A 21,238-nucleotide genomic window follows, 5' to 3' on the forward strand; every position below is an offset into this window, starting at 1 on the left:
TTAACGACACACTCGCGTGAAATCTTCGGTGAGGCGAGAACCGACTTTGACAACAAAATGTTGCTGATGCACAAAAAAAGGATCGCAGGGGCTAAATCGCGATCACGGACAGGGGACCAGCTCTCACGCCTGTAGGGGTACAGGCGTGAGGCAAAAGAGGTGTGTTCGCACGCGATGAAAGCTTCGGTTGTCGCAACTGGAGTTATTCATGAAAACTTTTCACAGCAATTCGCTTAAGGCGCTCGCCTTTTCCGCTTCGGCTATCGCGTTTGTCATTGCCGGCCCAGTGGCCGCGCAAGAGCAAGCCGAAGATGAACAAGCCGAAGATGAACAGGTCGAGCAAGAAGAGCCGATCGATATCACCAGCGATGACGAGGTTCCGGAGGATGAAGGGCGCATCACCGTTACGGGTTCGCGTATTGTCAAAGACACCTATTCGTCGATTTCTCCGCTGCAGGTGATCAGCACCGAGGGTCGGCAAGCAGTTGGCGCCTTCGACCCGACGCAGATTCTTCAACGGTCTGAAGCGGCGGCGGGCCTTCAAATCGACGCCACCTTTAACGGCTTTGTGCTTGATAACGGGCCGGGTTCGGAGACGATCAACCTGCGCGGTCTTGATGCAAGCCGGACGCTTGTGTTGCTGAATGGTCGCCGCCTTGCACCCGCAGGTGTGGAAGGCGCGCCGACAAGCCCGTCGACGAACCTCATTCCTGCGTCTCTTGTTGACCGTTATGATCTGTTGCTTGATGGTGCGTCGGCCATCTATGGCTCTGACGCTGTCGCGGGTGTGGTCAACATCATCCTGCGGAAAGATTTCGACGGTCTTGAGCTGTTCGCCGCGGGCGATCTCAACGAGCAAGGCGCGGGTAACGATGCTACCCTAAGCGCTGCTTGGGGTTTTACGACCGACCGGGGCGTGTTCGGGATCGGTGCGGAGTACCGTTATCGGGACGAAATCCGCTTTAACGATCGCGACTTCTTTAACGGGTGTGACGAGCACGAAGAGATCGACCAGAACGGAAACCGTTTGAACCTCGATGTTCGCAACGCTGCAATCGTCGAGAACCGCACGCCTGGTGTATCTACGTCGCGCGATGAATGCAAAATCACCAGCCAGGTGGGCCGTCTCGTCTCGCAGTTCCAAACGTACGGAAACCTCTGGACCATCCCCGGAACCGGCAACTCGGGTATTCCGGGCCTCGACGTTTTTTTCACGGGCGGTCGGGATATCGATGCCGACGGCGACGGTCTTCGTGATGTTGACTTCCAGGAGGTCAATCGCAACGGAACAAACCTTGATCAGATTTTTTTGAGCCGGCAGGATTTGTACAACGTGATGGCCTACGGGGAATACACTTTCCCAGGCGAGGCCAACATCACGCCGTTCTTCGAGGCGAACTACACGCGCGCTGACATCAGATCGGATAACACCGGCGCTCCCCAAATTTTCCCTTATGTGCCGGGAAGCAACGAGTTCAACCCGTGCAACATTGCCAATAACGATTGCGCGGCCGCTGAAGTCACTCTGCTTGGTCGTCCGGGCGTAAACGCTGGCTTCAGCCTGCCGACTATTCCCGTTATCTCAGTGAATGGTGATCGAAATAACTTCGACATCACGCAAGAGCAATATCGCGCCGTGCTGGGCGTTCGTGGTGACCTGCCCTTTATCGGGCCGAGCTGGTCGTTCGAATTTTCAGGCGTCTACTCGCGCTCAGAAGGCAGCTCGCTGACGCGTGGTATCCGCGAAGATAAGCTTGCCTTTGCGCTGGGCATTGACCCGACCGCTGATTTCAACGGAGACGGTGTTGCGGATAATAACGGCGATGGCTTCGCCGATGACTATAACCAAAACAATGCGTTCCCGCCGCTCACCGGAGGACCCTGCAACGCGGCGGGATTGGCTAATCCGGACCTGGCCTTGCCTGACCTTACACAAGGCTGCGTTGCGACTAACCTCTACGCACCGGGCTTGATTGATCAGGTGATCGGTGATTTCGAAACGCAGGCCGAGCGCGATTACCTGTTCGGCGACCGGGTCTTTGACACGATCTACGAACAGACCATGCTTTCCGCGTTTGCTACCGGCGATCTCTTTGATCTGCCGGCAGGCCCGGTTGGCCTCGTGCTCGGTGCGGAATGGCGCGAAGACAGCATTGATTCCCGTCCGAACGATGCCGCTGCGAACGGCCTTTTCTTCGCCTTTACCGCTGACCAGGGTGCGACAGGTTCGGCTTGGATCCGTGAAGCTTTCGGCGAAATCGATATCCCGCTTGTGGCTGGCGAAACACTCGTCGAAGAACTGAACCTTAACCTTTCGGGCCGCATCACCGATCAGGAGTTTTACGGCACCAACGGGACGTTCGCTTTGAAAGGCGGCTGGCGTCCGGTGGCACCGCTATTGCTCAAATTCAGCTACGGCACGTCGTTCCGCGCGCCGAACCTGCGTGAGAACTTTCTGCGCGGTCAGTCCGGCTTTAACACTTTCATTGACCCCTGTGCGGTTCCCGATGACGCCTACGATACCGAGACGGGCCAGTACGTTCAGTCCGGCGATAATCGTGACCCCCGAGTTCTCGAAAACTGCCGCCGTGAAGGCCGTGATCCTGAGCAGGTCGGTCTCGATCCGAACAACCCCCAACTTTCGCCCAACCAGCTCACTGGTGTGGAGGTCATAACGGGTGGTTCGCTGGATATTGATCCTGAGACCTCTCGCTCGATAGCGACTGGTTTTGCCTTCGAGGAAAGCTTCGCAAGCGGCTTCAATTTTGCCTTCAATTTCAACTACTACGACATCAAGTTGAAGGACTCGATCGTTGAACCGAGCACGCAATTCATTCTGAACGATTGCTACACCCGGCAGGAGGAGAACCGCAGCCCGTTCTGCGATCGTATCGTGACAGGCCCGCTCGATTCCGCGACACGGGGACTAGTAACCAATGTGAACAGTGGTTTCATCAACCTCAACGAAGAAAGCGTACGTGGTATTGACCTTAACGCAACCTTCGCCAAGGATTTCACGATTGGCGGTGAAGTTTTCGACGCTAACCTGATAATTAGGGCTAACCACCTGATCGAACGGTCCACGCTTTTTATCGGTGATGACGGTACACAAACCTTCGACGAAGATGCCGGTGAATTTGGTTTTCCTGCATGGACGGGAACGGCAACTTTCTTCGTCGATTGGGATGACTTCCGTCTGACGTGGGAAACTTACTACATTGGCCGGGTCGAACAGGAAGAGGCCCAGCGCGATGATTTCTCAGATGCCTTCGGCTATGGTCCGGATGGCGAGTTCACCGGCTTTTTCTCAGACACCTGTCTTGGCTCTGGTTCGCGCGATCCTGACGGGACTCTCAACGGGAATGTCGCTGGCGACGGCGTGTTCTGCCGCAACGTTGGCTTTGCGGAAGAATACTTTGAGCATGCGGTGTCGGTCCAATACCGCGGCGATAATCTCACACTCACGCTTGGTATTACGAACCTGTTTGACCGGGCTCCGCCGCGCGTGGATTCGACCGAAGTCTTCTCGATCGTGAATAACCCGATCGGCAACGGCTACGATTTCGACGGCCGCGAGTTCTTCGCGACTATTGGCTACAGCTTCTAAGCGAGAATCGGCAGAAATTAGCCAAAAAAAGGCGGCCTCCTGGACTTGCTGGGGGGCCGCTTTTTTGATTTAATCTTGATCTACGGGCGCGTTGGAATGGAGGCCGGTGCGTCTCGTTTGATCACCTATAAGACTCAGCAAAGAGGGTAATCCCCGATGAAATATCTCAAAGCTTCGGCGGCGGCTGTCATGGTCGGCGTGTCGGTTCTTGGCCTCAGTCTCGCCGCTCCTAGTGAAACCCAGGCTCAGGCAAAAGGTGCTACCTCTGTCCCTGTCGATGTCTGGGCGCTGCGCGATGTCGTCAATCGGGTCGAAATCTCCCCGGACGGCAAGCACCTGTTGGTGCATGTCAGTCCCAGTCGCGAAGGCGAATATCTGCTCCAGATCTACAAGACCGATAACCTAGCGGAACCCTTGCGCACATTGAACGCCGATCCGATGGAAATCATTTCGGCATCCTGGGTCAGCAACACGCAGATTTACGGCGCGGCCTGGCAGGTCGTTCGCAAGTCCGTGAAGCGTCAAGAGCAGGACATCCGCGGCTACGCCTCGTTTTTCTACGATCTTGAGGAGAACAAATTCAACCGGGTCGACGGCAACTTCGGGCTTGTGAACCGTTTGCCCAACGACCCCGAGCGCATCCTGGTTTCGACCGGCACCGCGGTTGATGGAGGGACCGGCAGCGATCCGCTGGCGCGTTTCCGCCCGCGCTCTTACTACAAGTTCAACCTCGAGACCGGCGCGCGCGAGCTTGTGCTGCGCGGAACCTCCAAATACGGGCAGGTTGTCTTCGACAACGAGGCGAATCCTCGCTTTGCCTTGGGCGTCGATGGAAATGACACCGTTGCCTTTTTTCGCAAGCCTGGCGACGGTTCATGGAGTGAATTTGGTCGTTACAGCAACGATGATCTCAAGAACGTTCCACGCACCTGGACCAACATTTCGGGTCTGAAAGGCTTCGATCCGAACAATCCCAATATCGGCTACTTTGTCGACTGGCAGGGCGAGGACGACAAGGCTGCGCTGTACGAGCTTGATTTCGAGGCAGGGGCGCTCGGCAAGAAGTTGTTCCAGGCCGAAAGCGCTGACGTGCTGGACATCCAGCTGCACTCGATTCCAGGGGACGACAAGCTGGTCGCTGCCCGCTATCCCGGCGCCAAGATGGAGCGGCACTGGTTCGACGAGGAAGAAAAAGCGCTTTATGAGGCGCTGGAAGCCCAAATACCCTATGCGCACCAATTGTCGATCACGAGCCGATCCTATGACGGACGCTCCATGATCGTGTACAATTCGGGGCCGAAGGATCCGGGCTCGTTCTGGCTTGTCAAAGAGGGCAAGCTTGCCAAGCTGGGCAGCCGTAACCCTCTAGTTAATCAGGAAAATCTCGCCGAGGTCGAATTCATTCGCTACCCGTCTCGCGATGGGAAGCTCATGATTCCCGGCTATGTGACCAAGCCCAAGGGGGAAGGCCCCTTCCCGCTGATCGTGATGCCGCACGGCGGACCGATGGTGAACGAGGTAGTGACCTATGACGAGTGGGCGCAGCTCCTCGCCAGCAGCGGTTACATGGTTCTCCAACCGCAATATCGCGTCACCTATGGCTGGGGCCGTGAGCACTTCCTGGCCGGCTTTGGCGAATATGGACGCGCGATGCAGGACGATAAGGACGACGGCGCGTTGTATCTGGTTGAGCAGGGTCTGGCGGACCCGGATCGCCTGGCGATGTTCGGCTGGTCCTATGGCGGTTACGCCGCGCTCGTGGCGGCCAGCCGCCAGGACAACATCTATCAATGTGCGATCGCTGGCGCTGCGGTCTCGAATTGGCCCAAGCTCAAGCAAGTCTGGGGCCGCGGCATCAGCAGCGCCGTCGAGCAGTACTGGCTCGATACCGCCTATGGCGTGAACCCGGTCGATGAAGCGGCGAACGCGCAAATCCCGCTTCTGATGGTCCACCCCAGAAACGACCGCCGGGTCCTTTACTACCACTTCCAGGACTACAAGAAGGAGTTCGAGAAGGCGGGCAAGGACGGCCAGTTCGTCACCATCGAGGGCGCGGACCACTTCTACAACACCCTGATGTTTGAGCATCAGCAGCAATTCTACACCAAGATGCTCGACTATCTGGCGAACGACTGCGGTCCCGGCGGCCTGTAAATCGAAGCCAAAGGCGATCGAGGGCTGAAGGGAGTCTTCCGATCCAACGTAAGGCCCGGCGACACCCAAGTGCGCTGGGCCTTTCCTTTTCTTTGAGAGAAGGGCGCTGTAAAGCGCGAGCGGATTATCCGATGCGGTTTCCGCGCACGCCTTTGCGCCCGTTTACGCGGATCCAGTATGTGCCCATCGTCGCTGGCTTGAATTCAACGGTGTCACCCACTTTGGGCGCGCGGAAACGGATCGAGTTGGTCTTGATCCGCCACTTCGCGTTGCCTTCCTCGATCCAGAAGTGCCACTCTTTCGAGCTGACTTTGCGCACTTTGGTGACGGTAGAGGTGAGCCGATTACTATCTTCTTTCGCCTCTTCGCTTTGCGCAGCGAAGATCCCTACGTCAGGCACATTATACCCAAACAGCTTCTTGCGCGCCTCGGCGATCTCTTCGGTCTCGACGACCGTCACTTCGCCCTCATTGCTGGCGCCAACCAGAGCGCCGACTTCACGGTCAAAGCAGGCGAGGCGCTCTGCATCTTCGGTTATGCTAAGACAGCTTTCCAGCTTCCCGACGATGGGGCTGTTGCTTATGCCGCCGCTATCGGCTTCCTGTGCCCCAGCTGAAGCCGCAGCCGCAGCGAAAACTATCGAAGATCCCAGCGTCGAGGTTATAAAAACGGGGCGGCGAAACCTAATCATGCGATTTGCCTAGTTCCGGCTGAGGAAACCGCAAGCGGTCAGTTTTGGCCCGGGATTCTTTGGAAACCGGGCTGGTTGTCGCCCACAAAGTCGCGCGAACGATCGTTGCCCTGTCGGGCCACTTCGGCCCATTCCCGGTTTGTCATGCAGGTACGCTTGCGCTGGGCGCGCGATCCGATCACCGGCTTGCTCTTGCAACGCACGTAATCAGGGTGGGAGCGATCCGTGATCTTTTCCGGCTTTTGCTCGACCACATCGATGTTGGGATCCGCTGTCGGTTCGGCCTTGGCTTGCGCAGCCGGTTCCGCTTCGGGAGCGGCCGGCACCTCCGGTGCTGCTTGCACGGCGAAAAGGCTGAAAGCGATAAGAGAATAGATCATGCTGGCTCCCCTATTTCGGCAACAGATGAAGAATAGCACAGCGCCCGAGGGAAAGACAGGCATGAATGCCTAAGGTGTGCGCTTGCGCGGAAAAAAGAAAAGGGGCGAGCCCAACGGCTCGCCCCTCTCTTGTCAGGTCAGTCCGGCTGACCGCTTGCGGCTTAGAAGCTGAAGCGGACACCGATATTGTAGCGACGACCCAGTGTGTCGTAGGTCGACGGGTAGACGTTACCCGAGTTGAACGCCGTCGTGCCGACCGTCGAACCAACCACGGTCGGCTGATTGTCGAACAGGTTCGTCACCGTGGCGGTGAACAGAACGTTCTCGATCACGTCCCACTGCAGCGTCAGGTCGAAGTAGCTTTCCGCGGGAATTTCACGGAATTCTTCTTCAACGAGACAGCCACCCGGATCGGCGCCCAACGGATCGGGGCAACCTTCCGGATCGGCCAAAGCCGCATCAAGTTCAGCCTGGAATTGCTCCGGCTCGTACTCAACGCCGCTCAGGTAGCGCCAACGCAGCGACAACGAGTAGTCGTCGAAGAAGTTGAGCGTTGCGCGCGTGTCGAACACGAACTCTGGCTGGATCGAAGCGCAGTTGACCGAGTAGAAACCGACGCAATCGCGCGCGATCGATTCCGGGGTCGCCTGGAAGATGTTCTCGTTCGTCCAGGTGCCGATCACACCAAGGTTGAGCCCGATGTCATCGGTCAGGTCCATGCCGTAATTGATCGCCGTGTCGATACCATCGGTCTGGATCAGGCCGAGGTTGGTGAGACCCAGAAGCAGACCGCGCACTTCGTCCGGTGAACCGTCAAGACCACCGGTCGTCGGGCTACGCTCGATCAACTGGCAGAATGGGTTGGAATCGAAGTCGAGGTTACCGGTGTTGTAGCAGCCGTTGACCACGTCACCGCTGGTGGGAGTGGTGATCGCGTCTTCGATGCGCAGGTTCCAGTAGTCGACCGAGACCGACAGACCCGGGATCGAGGCGGGCTGTGCGATGAACCCAACGGTCCAGGTCGTGGCCTGCTCGGTGTCCAGCTCAAGGTTACCACCGGTCGTCACGTTGATCTGGCCTGCTGCCGGTTCCTGAATGCCGCCGGCATTGACGATCTGCGCCGGAGCGCCCTGCGCGATACACACCGCTGCAAGCGCTGCGTCTTGCGTCGGCGCTGCACCGGCACACGGGTCACTTGCCAGGTTGTCAAGACCAGTGGTCTCCGGGAAGAACAGCTCGCCGATGTTCGGTGCGCGAGCCGCACGCTGGTAGTTACCGCGGACAGTGAAGCCAACCACGGGTTCCCAGGTACCGCCGACTTTCCACGTGAACTCGTTGCTCGAAAGTTCGTAATTCGAGTAGCGACCGCCGACATCGATGGTCAGACGCTCTGCGAACGCCACGCCTTCGAGGATCGGGATGTACAGTTCGCCGAACACGTCGAACACATCATAACTGCCATCGAAGTTCGGATCGGCACCGCCGCCACCGACAACCGCGCCGGGGGTCTGCGAAGCTTCATCCGAAACCTGGCTCGCGCCAAAGTCGCGGTACTCAACGCCGGTCGCAAATGAAACCGGCGAGGAGCCGAAGAGCGAAAGCGGAAGGTCGCCCGAGATGATGCCCTGCACCGTACCGATCGTCGAAATGTCGATAACCTGTTGCGTGAGGCTGAAGACATAGTCGATGGCTTCTTGCGAGCCGAGATCACCCGACGGGCCGAACAGGTTGATCGCCTGACAGCCGCCCGAAGTGTCGATGCACTGCACACCGCCGCTGCCGTCGGGGATGGCGAGCAGAGACTGCTGAAGGTTATCAAACCGAGCAAAGCCGGACTGGCGCTGGATACGCTCGGATTCGCCGTATGTCGCCGACACATCGTAGTTGATGCTGTCGGTGATCTCGCCGCGCGCGCCCACAACAATGTTGAACAGCGTCGTGGTGAAGTCTGAGTCACGCGTACCCGCTTCGATCGAGCGACGGCGCACCTGAGTGTCGAACTCGACATAGTCAGGGTTCGCCGTACCATCGGGAAGCGTCGGGCCGAACTGCGTGTTGCGCGCCGCATCGTATTCCGCGCCGACCAGGCCAAGGCCTTCACCGTAACGCACCGCGATGTCTTCCGGGATCAGAGGGTTGTTGAGGTTCAACGAGTAGGTGTTGAAGAACGAACCACCCGGCGCGATGATCGTCGAAACGGTCTGGCGCGAGAAGGTGGCTTGGCTGTACACCTCGACGGCGGGCGAGATTTCGTAGTTCGCCTGGCCGAAGATGTTGAACCGTTCAAACGGCGTCTGGAACAGATTGAACGGGTTGAAGTTGAACGGGTTCGGGTTGAACTCGCCGTCGTCCAGCGGATCGTTGGGATTGTTCGAAACGATATCCGTGCCCGATTCGTTGATCTGCGCAGTAATACCATTGGTATACCCAAGGCCACCGAAGGTTTGACGCTGCAGCTCACCAGTGTTCGGATCAATTGTGCCATCACGGAAGAGCGTTCCGGAAAGCACTGGGCAATCGGCTGCGGCAGAGAACTGCGTGTCGTCGCAAATCGTGGCCGGATCGATCGTTGAGTTGAAAAGGATGTTGGCCGGGACAGCGTTCGAAGAACCGCCGGGGTTGCCAGTGAACGAGTTGATGTTGAATTCCGAATAGGGACGATCGCCCTGGAACACCGCCGATTGGTCCTGATAGCCAACACTCAGCACCGCGTTACCGCGACCATCGTCGAAGTTGGCACCAATCGTCATTTCGATGCGGTATGTTTCGCCGTCACCTTCTTCGGTAAGGCCCGTGCTTGCATCGATCTGGACGCCGGCAAAGTCCTTCTTGGTGATGAAGTTGATAACACCGCCAACCGCGTCGGCGCCGTAGGTGGTTGTCGCACCGCCGGTCAGTACTTCGGTCTGCTCGATCACGGCGAGCGGAATGTTGTTAAGGTCAACGCGGCCGGTTTCGTCAGCCGGAACGAAGCGACGCCCGTCGAGAAGGATGAGGTTACGCACCGAACCCACACCGCGGAGGTTGACAAAGGACGCACCGCCGTTGCCGTTGTTCACCGCCGAGCCGATGCTCGGAACCGCGCTGGGAAGTTCGCGCAGGAACTGCTCAGCCGTGTTGGTCTGGCGCAGCGTCAGCTCTTCTTCGCCGATCGCGGTCACAGGCGATGACAGCTCAAGGTTGGGATCAGTCACGCGTGAACCGGTGACGATGATCGCGTCGGCCGAGATCTCTTCGGTTTCTTCGGTCTCAGTGTCCTGAGCAAAGCCGGGCGTCGAGGCCAGCGCAAGGCCGACCGCGAACGAGCCGGCGCTCAGACGCAATTGTGTTGACTTTTTCATAGGTTCCTTACCCTCAAAAAATGTCAGCCAGACGACTAACCGCCCGGCCTTTGAATACGGTCGCAGCTTTAGGTGTAGTGGAATGCACCCCTGTTCCCGCCTTTTGCTGGGCATTGGCCGGTCCAGATTTCACGCGCTCCCATGCGCAATATCTGGCAACGCAATGCCTCGCAGGCGAAATGAACCGTTCGCCCCGGCAAGGGAAGCGACACTGATCGAATTTCGAAAAATGAGACACGGCTGTCGTATTGTTGCAACACTGTGAAATGCGTCGCAAACTGGGCCTTTAGCAATGATTCCGAAGGATTTTCTCAGTTCATCGCAAGCGCGCCTCGGAACACCGATGTTACACGCCCTGTTGCGCGGTAATAACATCAAAGGCAATCGTCATACGCGCGCTCTGATCGGGTGGTCGAGCAAACCGCGTCGTGCCGTGATAGAGCGTCGAAGGGAACAGCGCGAGGTGCCCCTCCTTGGGCTGAATCGACGCGATCGGCGCCAAATCGAGCCTCAGATCCGCAGGCGGTCGGCCGATTTCCAGCCAGCCCTGCTTGTCCGCATCGTTGGCCGTTTGGGGCACCGTCACGTAGAGCGCGCTAGAGATCAGGCCTGCGGGGTGGATGTGGGCGGCGTGGTGGTCCCCCTCACCGGTCAGGCGAACCGACCATGATCCCGCGAGGCGCCAGGGTGTGTCGCGCGCTTTCAGGAGCGGGTGGTCTGCGTCTTTATCGGGCAGTTCATCGCGATAGGCCTTGAGCGTGTCGAGGATAGCGCTGTGCAGTTCGGCAAACTCCGGTTCAGGGCGCTGAAGCAGGATCCCGCGGGTCTGCGATCCGCCGCGCAGACTTTGCCCAAGCGGCATTCCAGCGCCCTCGTGAAGCGCCTCGAGCCGGGTTCGAACGCGCTCGAGCAAGCCGTCTTGCGCGATCAGCGGGCGCATCTGCACCAGACCGGCCTGCTCATGCAGCCATCGCGCCTTCGCTTTGCCCTCATCGGTTTCGCTCAACCGCCACACGATGCCTTGCAGCGCCCATGCGGCGACATCGTGCGGCGCGGTGTCGAGCGCTTTGTCGACCAGCGCCTGCGACATGGCAATCTGGCCTGCGCGTAGGCGATGCCGCGCCTCGGCGAGCCAGCGTTGCGCGCTCTCAAGCGCGAGATCGGCAAAAACGGCTTCGGCCCGATCCCAATCGCCTGCCGATCCCGCGTTGAGCGCTTCGAGCAACGCGAAATGCGGCTCAGCCGGAAAGGCCGCGCGCGCCTGGTCGGCGATCCTTGCGGCGTCGGCGAACCGTTCGATCCCTGCAAAGCTGTTGATCCAGGCGGCCAGAATATTGGGATCCTGCGGAGCTTTGGCTGCAGCGGCGGCAAAAGGTGCGGTGAAATCAGATTCACCTGCCGCCAGATAGAGGCTGGAGAGAAACGAGAGCGCTGCGATGAAACCGGGGGCCTGCGCGGCGATCTGCTCCGCCACGATACGCGCGCCCTTCCGGTCGCCAGAGAGTTCCAGCGCCTGCGCTTTTCCAAGATGGAGCTCGGCGTTTCCTGGGTCCGCGCGCAAGGCTTCATCGAAGCGCCCGAGCGCGCTTGCCTCGCCGCGTTCGAGCGCGACGCGCGCGCGCAGGCGCAATGGGATGGGGTGATGCGGAGCGGCCTTGAGCACACCGTCCAGCGCCCTGGCTACGCGCGCCAGATCCCCTTCCTTGCGCGCCCTGATCGCCGCTTCCAGCAACGCTTCGGGCGTCGGTGGCGCCGATTGGCGGGTGGAGTTGTCCATGGCCATGCCTCTCCCCTCGATTTGCCCGCTTGATTCCGCGCGGCTCCTCTCATAGGCCATGCGCCAACACGCGGCGAGTGGCAAATCGCAACTTGCTTTTCGCCTCATCGCCCGCACCCCTGGCCCAGCCTATTGGAGACAGAAACATGCCCACAGCCTATATTGTCGACGCCGTCCGCACTGCGGGTGGCCGCCGCGGCGGTCGCCTGGCCGGGGTTCATCCGGTGGACCTCCTCGCCAAGTCACTCGACGCGGTTGTCGAGCGCAGCGGGGTCGATCCCTCGGTGATTGACGATGTCGTGACTGGATGCGTCAGCCAGGCGGGCGAGCAGGCGATGCAGGTCGGGCGCATGGGCGTGCTGGCCTCAAAGCATCTCCCGCAATCGACGCCCGCCGTGACGATTGACCGTCAGTGCGGCTCCAGCCAGCAGGCGATCCAGTTCGCCGCGCAGGCCGTGATGAGCGGGACGCAGGACCTCGTGATCGCGAGCGGTGTGGAAAGCATGACGCGCGTGCCGATGGGCTCGACCGCGACGCTGCACATGAAAGAGGGGCTTGGCCACTACAAGTCGCCGGGCCTCGAAGAGAAATATCCCAAGGTCCAGTTCAGCCAATTCATGGGCGCGGAGATGATCGCGAACAAGCACGGCATGACCAAGGATGAGCTCGATAAGTTCGGGCTTTCGAGCCACGAAAAGGCCATCGCGGCCACGCAGGCCGGGGCCTTCGACAATGAGATCGTGCCGGTCGAGATCGAGACTCCCGAGGGCAATGAAGTCCACAAGATCGACGAGGGCATCCGCTTTGATGCGAGCCTTGAAGGCATTGCTGGCGTCAAGTTAATCAGCCCGGATGGCAAGATCACCGCTGCGACCTCCAGCCAAATCTGCGACGGGTCTTCGGCGGTTTTGGTAGTTTCGGAAGAAGCGCTCAAGGCCCATAACCTCACTCCGATGGCGCGCATTCACAACCTTACCGTCACGGCGGGCGACCCGGTTATCATGCTCGAAGAGCCGCTGTTTGCGACCGACAAGGCGCTCGAACGCGCTGGGCTCAAGATCGACGATATCGACCTTTACGAAGTCAACGAGGCCTTTGCGCCTGTGCCGCTCGCCTGGCTCAAGCACACCGGCGCGGACCCCGACAAGCTCAACGTCCATGGCGGCGCGATTGCGCTCGGCCACCCGCTCGGCGCGTCCGGCACCAAGCTGATGGCGACGCTGGTTCACGGTCTCAAGCGTCACGACAAGAGGTACGGCCTGCAAACGATGTGCGAAGGCGGCGGCGTCGCCAACGTTACTATCGTGGAGAGCCTTTGATTGAATTGTGCGTCCCGGCGGAAGCTGGGACCTCCCGCTAAATTGAACGAGGTCCCAGCCTTCGCTGGGACTCACGCTTTAGGAGAGAATAATGGAAGTTTCAGCCAACACCCCCGCCGTCGTCACCGGCGGAGCCTCCGGCCTAGGCGCGGCCACCGTGCGCGCGCTCGCCGCAAAGGGCGCGAAGGTCGCAATTTTCGACATGAACGAGGAAAAGGGCGAAGCGATGGCGGCCGAAGTCGGCGGCGTCTTTTGCAAGGTCAATGTGACCAGCGACGAAGAAGTCGACGCCGCGTTTGCCAAGGCGCGCGAAGCCCACGGGCAGGAGCGCATTCTGGTCAACTGCGCCGGGATCGGCAATGCGATCAAGACCGCCAGCCGCGACAAGCAGGATGGCTCGATCAAGCACTTCCCGCTGTCCGCCTTCGATTTTGTCATTCAGGTGAACCTTGTGGGTACCTTCCGCTGCATCGCCAAGTCGGCGGCGGGCATGATGACGCTCGATCCGCTCTCCGAAGACGGCGACCGCGGTGCGATCGTTAACACCGCGAGCGTGGCGGCCGAAGACGGCCAGATGGGTCAGGCGGCGTATTCGGCGTCGAAGGGCGGCGTTGTCGGCATGACCCTGCCGATCGCGCGCGACCTCATGAAGGAAGGTATCCGCGTCAACACCATCCTGCCGGGCATCTTCGAGACCCCGCTGATGAACGCCGCGCCCCCGCAGGTAAAGGAAGCGCTCGCGGCGTCCGTGCCGTTCCCCAAGCGCCTCGGTTTGCCTGATGAATACGCGAAGCTAGCCATGTGCATGATCGAAACCGGATACTTCAACGGCGAAGACGTGCGGCTGGATGGCGCGATCCGGATGGCGCCGCGCTAAGGGCGATCAACCGGGCGTCGAGACTGGAAACGCCGTTCGCATTTGGGTGCGGACGGCGTTTTTTCGTGGTCCGACAGGGCGGCGATGAGGTGGATAGCTGCCTAACCGCTTTCAGATGGCAGGACGAGATCTATATCGGAAAGGTATTCTTCAATCTTTGCTTTCCCGCACGACCTTGCGCGCGATGGACAAAAGATTCTTGTGCCAGCGCACGTCCGAGGGTGTTGAAGGGCAAACGATCACGCCCTGCGCACAGGCGATCTTCAAATGCTTCCCGCCATACCTGATCTGGAGTACTTGCAATCCGGCGGACTTGCAGAGGCGAACGCACTCACGTTCATGCTTTGTCATTTCTCGATCCTTCGGCTTAGAGATTGACTTTAATAGACTTCAGATAGTTTTCACGCAGCAACGCCGCAGGCTGCCAAACGCTTTCACCTGGAAACCTGAACCAAAGGTCACGCCAGGCATTGCGTGAGGTGCCACCCGCTACTTTCGAGGCGTATTCCGACGGGGAGTACGCACCGCTATCATCCTTGATCGCGCCATCAATGACCTTGGCGTAATACTGCGTCCCGCCGTAAGTCATGCGAACGTCCGCTCCGGAAGGAACGGTCACATACTTCCACACCAACGGGCGATTCCCTTCGCGCCGTGCCTTGGCCGCTGCTTCGTCCTGTTGATCCCAGTATTCGAGAACCTGCGGGTAAAACTCAGCAGCGAAATCTTCCATACGTTCGTCGAACATGGCCATGAAGCCGTCGCTCGCCCAACCACCGCCGAAGCACTCAGAGCTGAAGTTGTGCTCGATCCAAGCCTCAAGCCGCGACACAGCCCACTCGACCGGATCGCACTTTCCGTCGGAGAAGCGGATCAGGTCGTCATAGAGCTTCCGGGGGAAGGGGACATAAATAGTTTCAGGCATTGTTAGGGCTCCCGATTGCCGTTTTAGCGATAAACAGTCTATGGGCCAAATCGCCAATTTTAGCAAGATGTTTTTTCAAATAGCTAGTTATAGTCTATATGGTGTGCCTGGGCTGTCATGCGAATGATGCCTGTCCATCGCGGTTCTGATGCTATAAACAGCTAATGAAGGCGACAGCTGCCTCTCGGCAGGTCGCTGCGGGAAGGAAGAGATTTCCAGATTTCTCCCTCACGGTGCCGTATGGACGCGCGACCGCTTTGAGGAAAACGCGGGCGGAAACCGAACGTCTGACTTTAGGGTCGTAAGCGGACGGCGATCATTTCCTACTCTGAGCTACCATACTATTCGGAGCGCATGCGCATCAGGCATCCGTTTCTCGCGAAAAGCTCATCTGCATCGACATTCCCCAGCGCCGCTGAAAGGCAATTGAGCGAATGAGCAGTTTTCTTGGCCTGGACAGTGTGTCAGGTGTGTCAGGCGTTGCTCAGCTGCGATGAACCGATGAGAGGACTACCATGACCAACCCAACCCAGATCACGCTCGAAAAGGCCGAGGGCATCGCCACGATCACCTTGAATCGCCCGGACAAGATGAACGCCTACACCCGCACGATGGGGCAGGAGATCATCGCGGCAATGGACGATATCGACGCCGACGACAGTGTGCGCGCGGTGATCTTCACGGGCGCGGGGGAGAAGGCGTTTTGCGCGGGCGCGGATCTGACGCCGGAGGGGGGAGGGCAGGTGTTCTCGGATCCCACGCCAGTGGACGACCTCTCCGATGAGCGCGTGCGCGATGGCGGTGGGTTGCTCACCTTGCGCTTGTTCGAAAGCAAGAAGCCGCTGATCAGCGCGTGCAACGGCGTCGCGGTCGGCGTTGGCGCCACCATGCAACTCGCGATGGACATCCGTCTCGCCAGCGAAACCGCGCGATACGGCTTCGTTTTTGCCCGGCGCGGGATCGTACCCGAGGCAGCCTCAAGCTGGTTTCTGCCCCAGCTTGTGGGTGTCAGCCAGGCGCTCGAATGGTGTTACACAGGCCGCGTGTTCGACGCGGACGAGGCGCATCGCGGCGGGTTGGTGCGCTCGGTCCATGCGCCCGGTGTGCTGATGAGCGAAGCGCGCGAACTGGCTCGTGAAATTGCACAGAACACCTCGGCCGTCTCGGTCGCGATGACGCGCGCGATGATGTGGCGGTTGATGAGCGCGGACCATCCGATGGAAGCGCACAAGATCGACAGCCGGGCGATTTATCGCCTCTCGCGCGGGGCCGACGCGAAGGAAGGGATCGCGAGCTTTCTCGAAAAACGCGCGCCCGCTTATCCCGGCAAGGTGAGCGAGGACATGCCCGATTTCTACCCCTGGTGGGAACAGCGCGTTTACGAGTAGGCGCGGCGCGGCTGTGCGGCCCACTTGAAAATCCGACTGGTTTCAGTAGAAACCAATTGTCATGACCGACACCCTTGAAGCCCCCCCCACCAGTTCGTCAGAAAAGACCGCGGGCGCGGGCCAGCTTGCGCAGTTTCTGCCCTATCAGCTCTCGATCACTTCGAACGCGGTCAGCGCCCTGATAGCCGAGCGCTATCGCAAGCGCTTTGCCCTCAAAGTGACCGAATGGCGGATTATGGCGGTGTTGGGCGACGCGTCGCGCGAGCACGAAACGAGCAACGCGGGCGCGGGCATGACTCAGCGCGCGCTGACCGATGCGACCCTGATGGACAAGGTGGCGGTCAACCGCGCTTGCAAGGTGCTGGAAGCGCGAGGGCTGATCGCTCGCGCGCCAAACGCTGCAGATGGTCGTTCGCACATTCTTGTGTTGACCGCCGAGGGTCGCGACATTCATCGCGAAGTGTTGCCGCTTGCGCTCGCCACCGAGCGCGAAATCCTAGCCGATTTCAGCGAGGCGGAGCAGAAGCGCCTGCGCACCATGCTCGAACGGCTGCGCGTAAAGGTGGAAGCTCTGACCTGAAGAGCGAAGCGGCCCGCGAAGGTATCCCTCGCGAGCCGCGTCGTTAAGCGATCCGCAGACCCGCCTAGGTTTCAATCAGCGCGTCGTTGATCGAGCAGGCCGCTGGGCCAAGAATGACGATGAACAGCACCGGCAAAATGAACAGGATCAGTGGCACAGTCATGATCGCCGGCAGGCGGGCGGCCTTTTCCTCGGCGCGCATCATGCGTTCGTTGCGGAATTCCGCCGAAAGCACGCGGAGCGAGGAAGCGAGCGGCGTACCGTAACGCTCGGTCTGGATCATGGTGGTCACCACGCCCTTCACCGCCTCCAGATCGACGCGATAGGCGAGGTTGTCAAAGGCCAGTTTGCGTTCGTTCAGGAAGGACAATTCAATCGCGGTCAGCGCGAACTCGTCGCCCAGTTCCGGATAGGCCCGGCCCAGTTCCTTGGCGACGCGGTTGAAGGCGGAGTCGACCGTAAGACCCGCTTCCGCGCAGATCACCAGCAGGTCGAGCGCGTCCGGCAGACCTTTCTGGATTTCCTTGGTCCGCTTGGAAGACTTGTTCGACAGATAGATCTCTGGCCCCTTATAGCCCACGAACAGCATGAGGCTGACCGCGCCCAGCCGCATCATCGGGCTCCAGTCAGGGAAGTATTCGACAACGTAGATTACGATGAACCCAAGCAGACCCAGCACAATCGGTCCGATCAGGCGCAGACCGATGATAATGACCGCGAGTTCCTTGTTGCGATAACCAGCATGGGCCAGCTTTTGCTGAACCGCTTCGATCTGGCTTTGCTGCAGAACGTTAAGTCGGCCCAGCTGATCGCGCACCGCGTTGGTGGTGTCCGATTTGCGCGCAAGGCTCGCGCGCTTCTTTGAATTGGAGGTGACGATGCCGGCCTTGAGCTCTTCGCGGCGATCGCTCAGCGCTTTCACGCGCTTCGCCATCGGATCCTTGATCGTGAGCGCGGTGTAGATCGCGAACATCACTGCTAGAGCCGCAAGACCCGCCAGCACGGTGCCAACGAAGACGACGTCAAAGCCAAGCAGGTTTGGTCCTTCTGGCTGGTTCAAAACCGCCACTGCGGCCGTAAGGACGGCGCCATCAAGGTTAAGGAAGGCGAGGGCGGAAGATTGGTCGATGCTCATAGCGTGCTCGTGCGTCCTCGTCAGATTTCGAAATTGACCATCTTGGCCATGATTGCGACGCCGATTCCCATCCAGACGAGCCCACCCAAGCCGACGACGATCAGTCGATCGTCGGTAAAGAAGGTGCCCAGGTAGCTTGGGTTGATCCAGTAGATCAGGCCGAACACGATGAAGGGTAGTGAGCCGACGATATAGGCCGACGCCTTCGATTCCGAGCTCATCGCCTTGATCTTGAGCTTCATCTGCGCGCGCTTGCGCAGCACGTCCGCCAGGTTCGAAAGCGTCTCAGCGAGGTTGCCACCTGTTTCGCGTTGGATAGCCAGCGTGATACAGAAGAAGTTGAATTCGGGGATACCAAGACGATCCGCCGTTTCCTGAAGCGAATCTTCCATCGTCTTCCCGATCTTGATCCGCTCGACAATGCCTTTGAACTCGATGCCGACAGGGCCTGGCACCTCTTGGGCGACCACAGACAACGTTTCAGTCACCGGCAGACCGGAGCGAAGACCGCGAACCAGCAGTTCGATCCCATCGGGAAATTTTGCGTTGAATTGCGCGGTGCGCTTGCCGATCATCATCCCGACCACGAGGTGCGGGATGCCCGCGCCGACCAAAAGGCCAACGCCAAGCGACAGCAGCGCCGCACCCGATTGAAGGTAAATCAAGACGGTCACCGCCAGCGCAAGACCGACGGAGGTGTAGATGTATTGCGACACGGTGAATTCGCGACCGGTGCGATCAAGCCTTGTGGCCAGCGCTTCGAGCTGCGACCCCGAGCCAGCGACCTTGTAGGTCTTCGGTTTGCGCGCGGCGATCGCTTTCTTGAATTGCGATTCGACCTTGGCGTCCATGCTGTCCGAGTGTCGGAAGCGCAGAGCCTGAAGGCGGCGCTTCTGGGCCGACGCGACACCCGAATTGGCGACAAGGTAGTACCCGCCGACAAGAATACCGAAGATCACAACGGTGATCAGCAGAGTTTGGATGATTTCCATGAAACGATCGTCCTGCTTTTGTCCTCTGCGTGCGGGCGGGGGGAAGGAGCGGGGAAAGCGCGGCCAGAGGCGCGCGGGTCCCCGTCTCGCTTACTCCGCAGCCTGCGCGGGTTCCTTGTCTTTCTTCGCGAGCAGACCCTTCAGATCGAAGCCGCCGAGCAGCGATTTCTTCTCTTCGCCAGCCATCGCTTCCTCAAGATCTTCCTCGCTCGCGCCCAGAATGCGCTCGGCGATCTGTTTGATGGCCGCCGTCGTCTTGCTCGAACGATTGGCATCGACGAACACCTGACCCAGCTTGGCCGCATTCGAGGCTGCCTTGATGTCATAGGGGATCGCAAAGTCGATCCGGCGCTCAATCGAGGCTTCGAAATCGGCCTTGCTGATCTCGGCGACGCTGGCCTGGACCTTGTTCGCAACGATCATCGGGTGTGCGTGCGGCGCGTTGGCCTTCAGCCACGAAAGGATGCGGATCGTATCGCGCGCCGAAGCGAGCGTCAGTTCGCAGGTAAGCAGGACGAGGTTCACGTCTGCCAGGAGCTGCGGGAAGTTGATCAGCATGTTACGCGGCATGTCGATCAGCGTCATTTCGAACGCTTGACGGAACTCTTCTTCCAGCTGCACGAACGCGGAACCGTCGGTCATCAGCGGCTGGCTGATCGGCGCTTCGGCCGAGAGGATCGACAAATTGTCGTTCGCGCGGATCATGGCGCGTTCGATAAACAGGCCGTCAATGCGGCTGGGGTTGTCGATCGCGTCGGTCAGTCCGCGGCCCGGCTCCAGATCAAGAGCGAGGGCGCCGGTGCCAAAGTGCACGTCAAGGTCGAGCAGCGCGGTCGGCGAGTGGTGATCTTCGCTAAACAGCCAGGCCAGCGAAGTCGCAAGCGTGGAGGCACCGACGCCGCCACGCGTGCCGACGATCGCGGTCGAGATGTGACGCTTGACCGAGCCGTCATCGCCCGCCTTGGGCGCGGTGAAGACCGCCAGCGCCTGGTTGAGCGAATCGTGCACCTGCTGCGCCGACAGGGGCTTGAGCAGATAATCGTGAATGCCGCTTGACAGCAGATCACGATAAAGGCGCACATCGTTAACCTGGCCAATTGCGATCACGACTGTGCCGGGCTCGCAGACCTCAGCCAAAGCGTTGATGTCGTTAAGCGGATCGCCGCTTTCCGAAAGGTCGACCAGGAGGATCGCGGGCGAGGCGCTGACGGAGAGCGACTGGATCGCGTTGCGAAGGCCACCCTTATTGCACTTCTCCGGCTGCCAGCCCATTTCGATGACGACCGGACGCAAAACGTCCAGAGCGCTATCATCGCAGATAAAGGCGGCAAAAGGATCACGATTGCCGGGAAGACCCGATTTCCAAGGCGCGTTCATTGTCCGTTTCCTCCAGCTTGTCCAGCATCGGCAAGACCCGCGGCCCCGGTGTTCGGGGTTTCACGGAGTGTTGTGATGGCCTTGGTGGCGGTCGCAACGACGTTTTCGCCGTCACCCTTTTGCCCTTCGAGCAGATCTTCCGGGTTTGCGACCATCGCCGCCAGGTTGCTGTTGCTGGCGCAACCGTAATTGGGGCTCGTCGCGTTAGTGTAGTTCATGTCCGATTTGGCCGACCAATCGGGACAGCCAGGCACCTCGGCGCTCGATCGGGTGATGACGACGCGCGCCCGTCCCTGTCCAAGAGCTCCGGTGGTGGTGGGCGCGGTTTTGCTGACGATCAGACCGTAGCGTCCGGCCAGATCGTTCACCGCGTTGGTGACCGCAGGGTTCGCGCTGGGATCCTCGATCGAGATGCGATCACCGTAGCCAACGTTCATGGCTTCGAACCAGCCGTTCAGGCGAACCTGTTCAGTGACCGGAAGACCGTTAGAGATCGTTGATACGTCAAGCGCGAAGTTCTGGCGTTCCACCACCGGTTGCTTGGTCGAGTAGAGCGTATTGTTTGTCGCCATACCGCCGCAACCCGCGAGGCCGAGGCCGAGCGCGATGGCTAAAGCCATCCTCGGGGCCAGTTTACCCGCCGACTTGAAGTTGCTGTACTTTGCGTTTTGCATCGTCATAACCTTTTCAATGAG

The 21,238-nt window shown here is 59.6% G+C and carries 15 protein-coding genes; 6 read left to right on the top strand and 9 right to left on the bottom strand.

The window, feature by feature from the left end; translation table 11 throughout:
* Positions 1–208 precede the first annotated feature (208 nt).
* Together QNI87_RS15065 and QNI87_RS15070 are read left to right on the top strand one after the other, a co-directional pair.
* The gene (locus tag QNI87_RS15065; protein WP_300598041.1) at positions 209–3,607 is read left to right on the top strand and encodes a TonB-dependent receptor; all 3,399 of its coding nucleotides are present in this window, start codon (positions 209–211) and stop codon (positions 3,605–3,607) included.
* 156 nt (positions 3,608–3,763) lie between these two features.
* Positions 3,764–5,761, top strand: a complete 1,998-nt coding sequence (locus tag QNI87_RS15070) for a prolyl oligopeptidase family serine peptidase (protein WP_300598043.1) — start codon at positions 3,764–3,766, stop codon at positions 5,759–5,761.
* A gap of 124 nt (positions 5,762–5,885) precedes the next feature.
* Here QNI87_RS15070 and QNI87_RS15075 read toward each other — a convergent pair whose 3' ends face one another.
* The 4 genes from QNI87_RS15075 to QNI87_RS15090 form a co-directional block, all read right to left on the bottom strand.
* Entirely contained in the window at positions 5,886–6,452 is a 567-nt protein-coding gene (locus tag QNI87_RS15075; RefSeq protein WP_300598045.1) for a hypothetical protein, read from the bottom strand.
* Positions 6,453–6,490: 38 nt separating this feature from the next.
* Entirely contained in the window at positions 6,491–6,832 is a 342-nt protein-coding gene (locus tag QNI87_RS15080) for a hypothetical protein (RefSeq protein ID WP_300598047.1), read from the bottom strand.
* Between the two features lie 161 nt (positions 6,833–6,993).
* A complete protein-coding gene (locus QNI87_RS15085) occupies positions 6,994–10,173 on the bottom strand; it encodes a TonB-dependent receptor (protein ID WP_300598049.1) in 3,180 nt (1,059 codons plus the stop codon).
* Between the two features lie 346 nt (positions 10,174–10,519).
* Positions 10,520–11,956 (bottom strand): putative 2OG-Fe(II) oxygenase, encoded by a 1,437-nt coding sequence (locus QNI87_RS15090; protein WP_300598051.1) that lies wholly within the window; start codon positions 11,954–11,956, stop codon positions 10,520–10,522.
* Positions 11,957–12,096: 140 nt separating this feature from the next.
* Here QNI87_RS15090 and QNI87_RS15095 point away from each other — a divergent pair, with 140 nt between their 5' ends.
* Both QNI87_RS15095 and QNI87_RS15100 read left to right on the top strand, forming a co-directional pair.
* Positions 12,097–13,269 carry an acetyl-CoA C-acetyltransferase gene (locus tag QNI87_RS15095; protein ID WP_300598053.1) on the top strand — a complete coding sequence of 391 codons (1,173 nt, stop codon included), beginning with the start codon at positions 12,097–12,099 and terminating at the stop codon, positions 13,267–13,269.
* 91 nt (positions 13,270–13,360) lie between these two features.
* A complete protein-coding gene (locus tag QNI87_RS15100; RefSeq protein WP_300598055.1) occupies positions 13,361–14,146 on the top strand; it encodes an SDR family NAD(P)-dependent oxidoreductase in 786 nt (261 codons plus the stop codon).
* A 367-nt stretch (positions 14,147–14,513) separates the two neighbouring features.
* On the opposite strand, the gene QNI87_RS15105 is transcribed toward QNI87_RS15100, so the two are convergent.
* Positions 14,514–15,071 carry a hypothetical protein gene (locus QNI87_RS15105; RefSeq protein ID WP_300598057.1) on the bottom strand — a complete coding sequence of 186 codons (558 nt, stop codon included), beginning with the start codon at positions 15,069–15,071 and terminating at the stop codon, positions 14,514–14,516.
* A 515-nt stretch (positions 15,072–15,586) separates the two neighbouring features.
* On the opposite strand from QNI87_RS15105, the gene QNI87_RS15110 reads away from it, so the two are divergent.
* Together QNI87_RS15110 and QNI87_RS15115 are read left to right on the top strand one after the other, a co-directional pair.
* On the top strand, positions 15,587–16,459 hold the full coding sequence (locus QNI87_RS15110) for a crotonase/enoyl-CoA hydratase family protein (RefSeq protein ID WP_300598059.1): 873 nt from the start codon (positions 15,587–15,589) through the stop codon (positions 16,457–16,459).
* A 61-nt stretch (positions 16,460–16,520) separates the two neighbouring features.
* Positions 16,521–17,039, top strand: coding sequence for a MarR family winged helix-turn-helix transcriptional regulator (locus QNI87_RS15115; RefSeq protein WP_300598061.1), 519 nt, complete (start codon positions 16,521–16,523; stop codon positions 17,037–17,039).
* A gap of 64 nt (positions 17,040–17,103) precedes the next feature.
* Here QNI87_RS15115 and QNI87_RS15120 read toward each other — a convergent pair whose 3' ends face one another.
* The 4 genes from QNI87_RS15120 to QNI87_RS15135 form a co-directional block, all read right to left on the bottom strand.
* Positions 17,104–18,174 (bottom strand): type II secretion system F family protein, encoded by a 1,071-nt coding sequence (locus QNI87_RS15120; RefSeq protein ID WP_300598063.1) that lies wholly within the window; start codon positions 18,172–18,174, stop codon positions 17,104–17,106.
* 20 nt (positions 18,175–18,194) lie between these two features.
* Complete coding sequence (locus QNI87_RS15125; RefSeq protein WP_300598065.1) at positions 18,195–19,166, bottom strand: type II secretion system F family protein; 972 nt, start codon at positions 19,164–19,166, stop codon at positions 18,195–18,197.
* A 90-nt stretch (positions 19,167–19,256) separates the two neighbouring features.
* Positions 19,257–20,543 (bottom strand): pilus assembly protein CpaE, encoded by a 1,287-nt coding sequence (locus QNI87_RS15130; RefSeq protein ID WP_300598067.1) that lies wholly within the window; start codon positions 20,541–20,543, stop codon positions 19,257–19,259.
* Positions 20,540–21,217 (bottom strand): CpaD family pilus assembly protein, encoded by a 678-nt coding sequence (locus QNI87_RS15135; RefSeq protein ID WP_300598069.1) that lies wholly within the window; start codon positions 21,215–21,217, stop codon positions 20,540–20,542. Before QNI87_RS15135 ends, QNI87_RS15130 begins: the two co-directional genes overlap by 4 nt.
* Positions 21,218–21,238 lie beyond the last annotated feature (21 nt).

The organism is Erythrobacter sp. (assembly GCF_030066995.1).
Taxonomy (GTDB): Bacteria; Pseudomonadota; Alphaproteobacteria; order Sphingomonadales; family Sphingomonadaceae; genus Erythrobacter.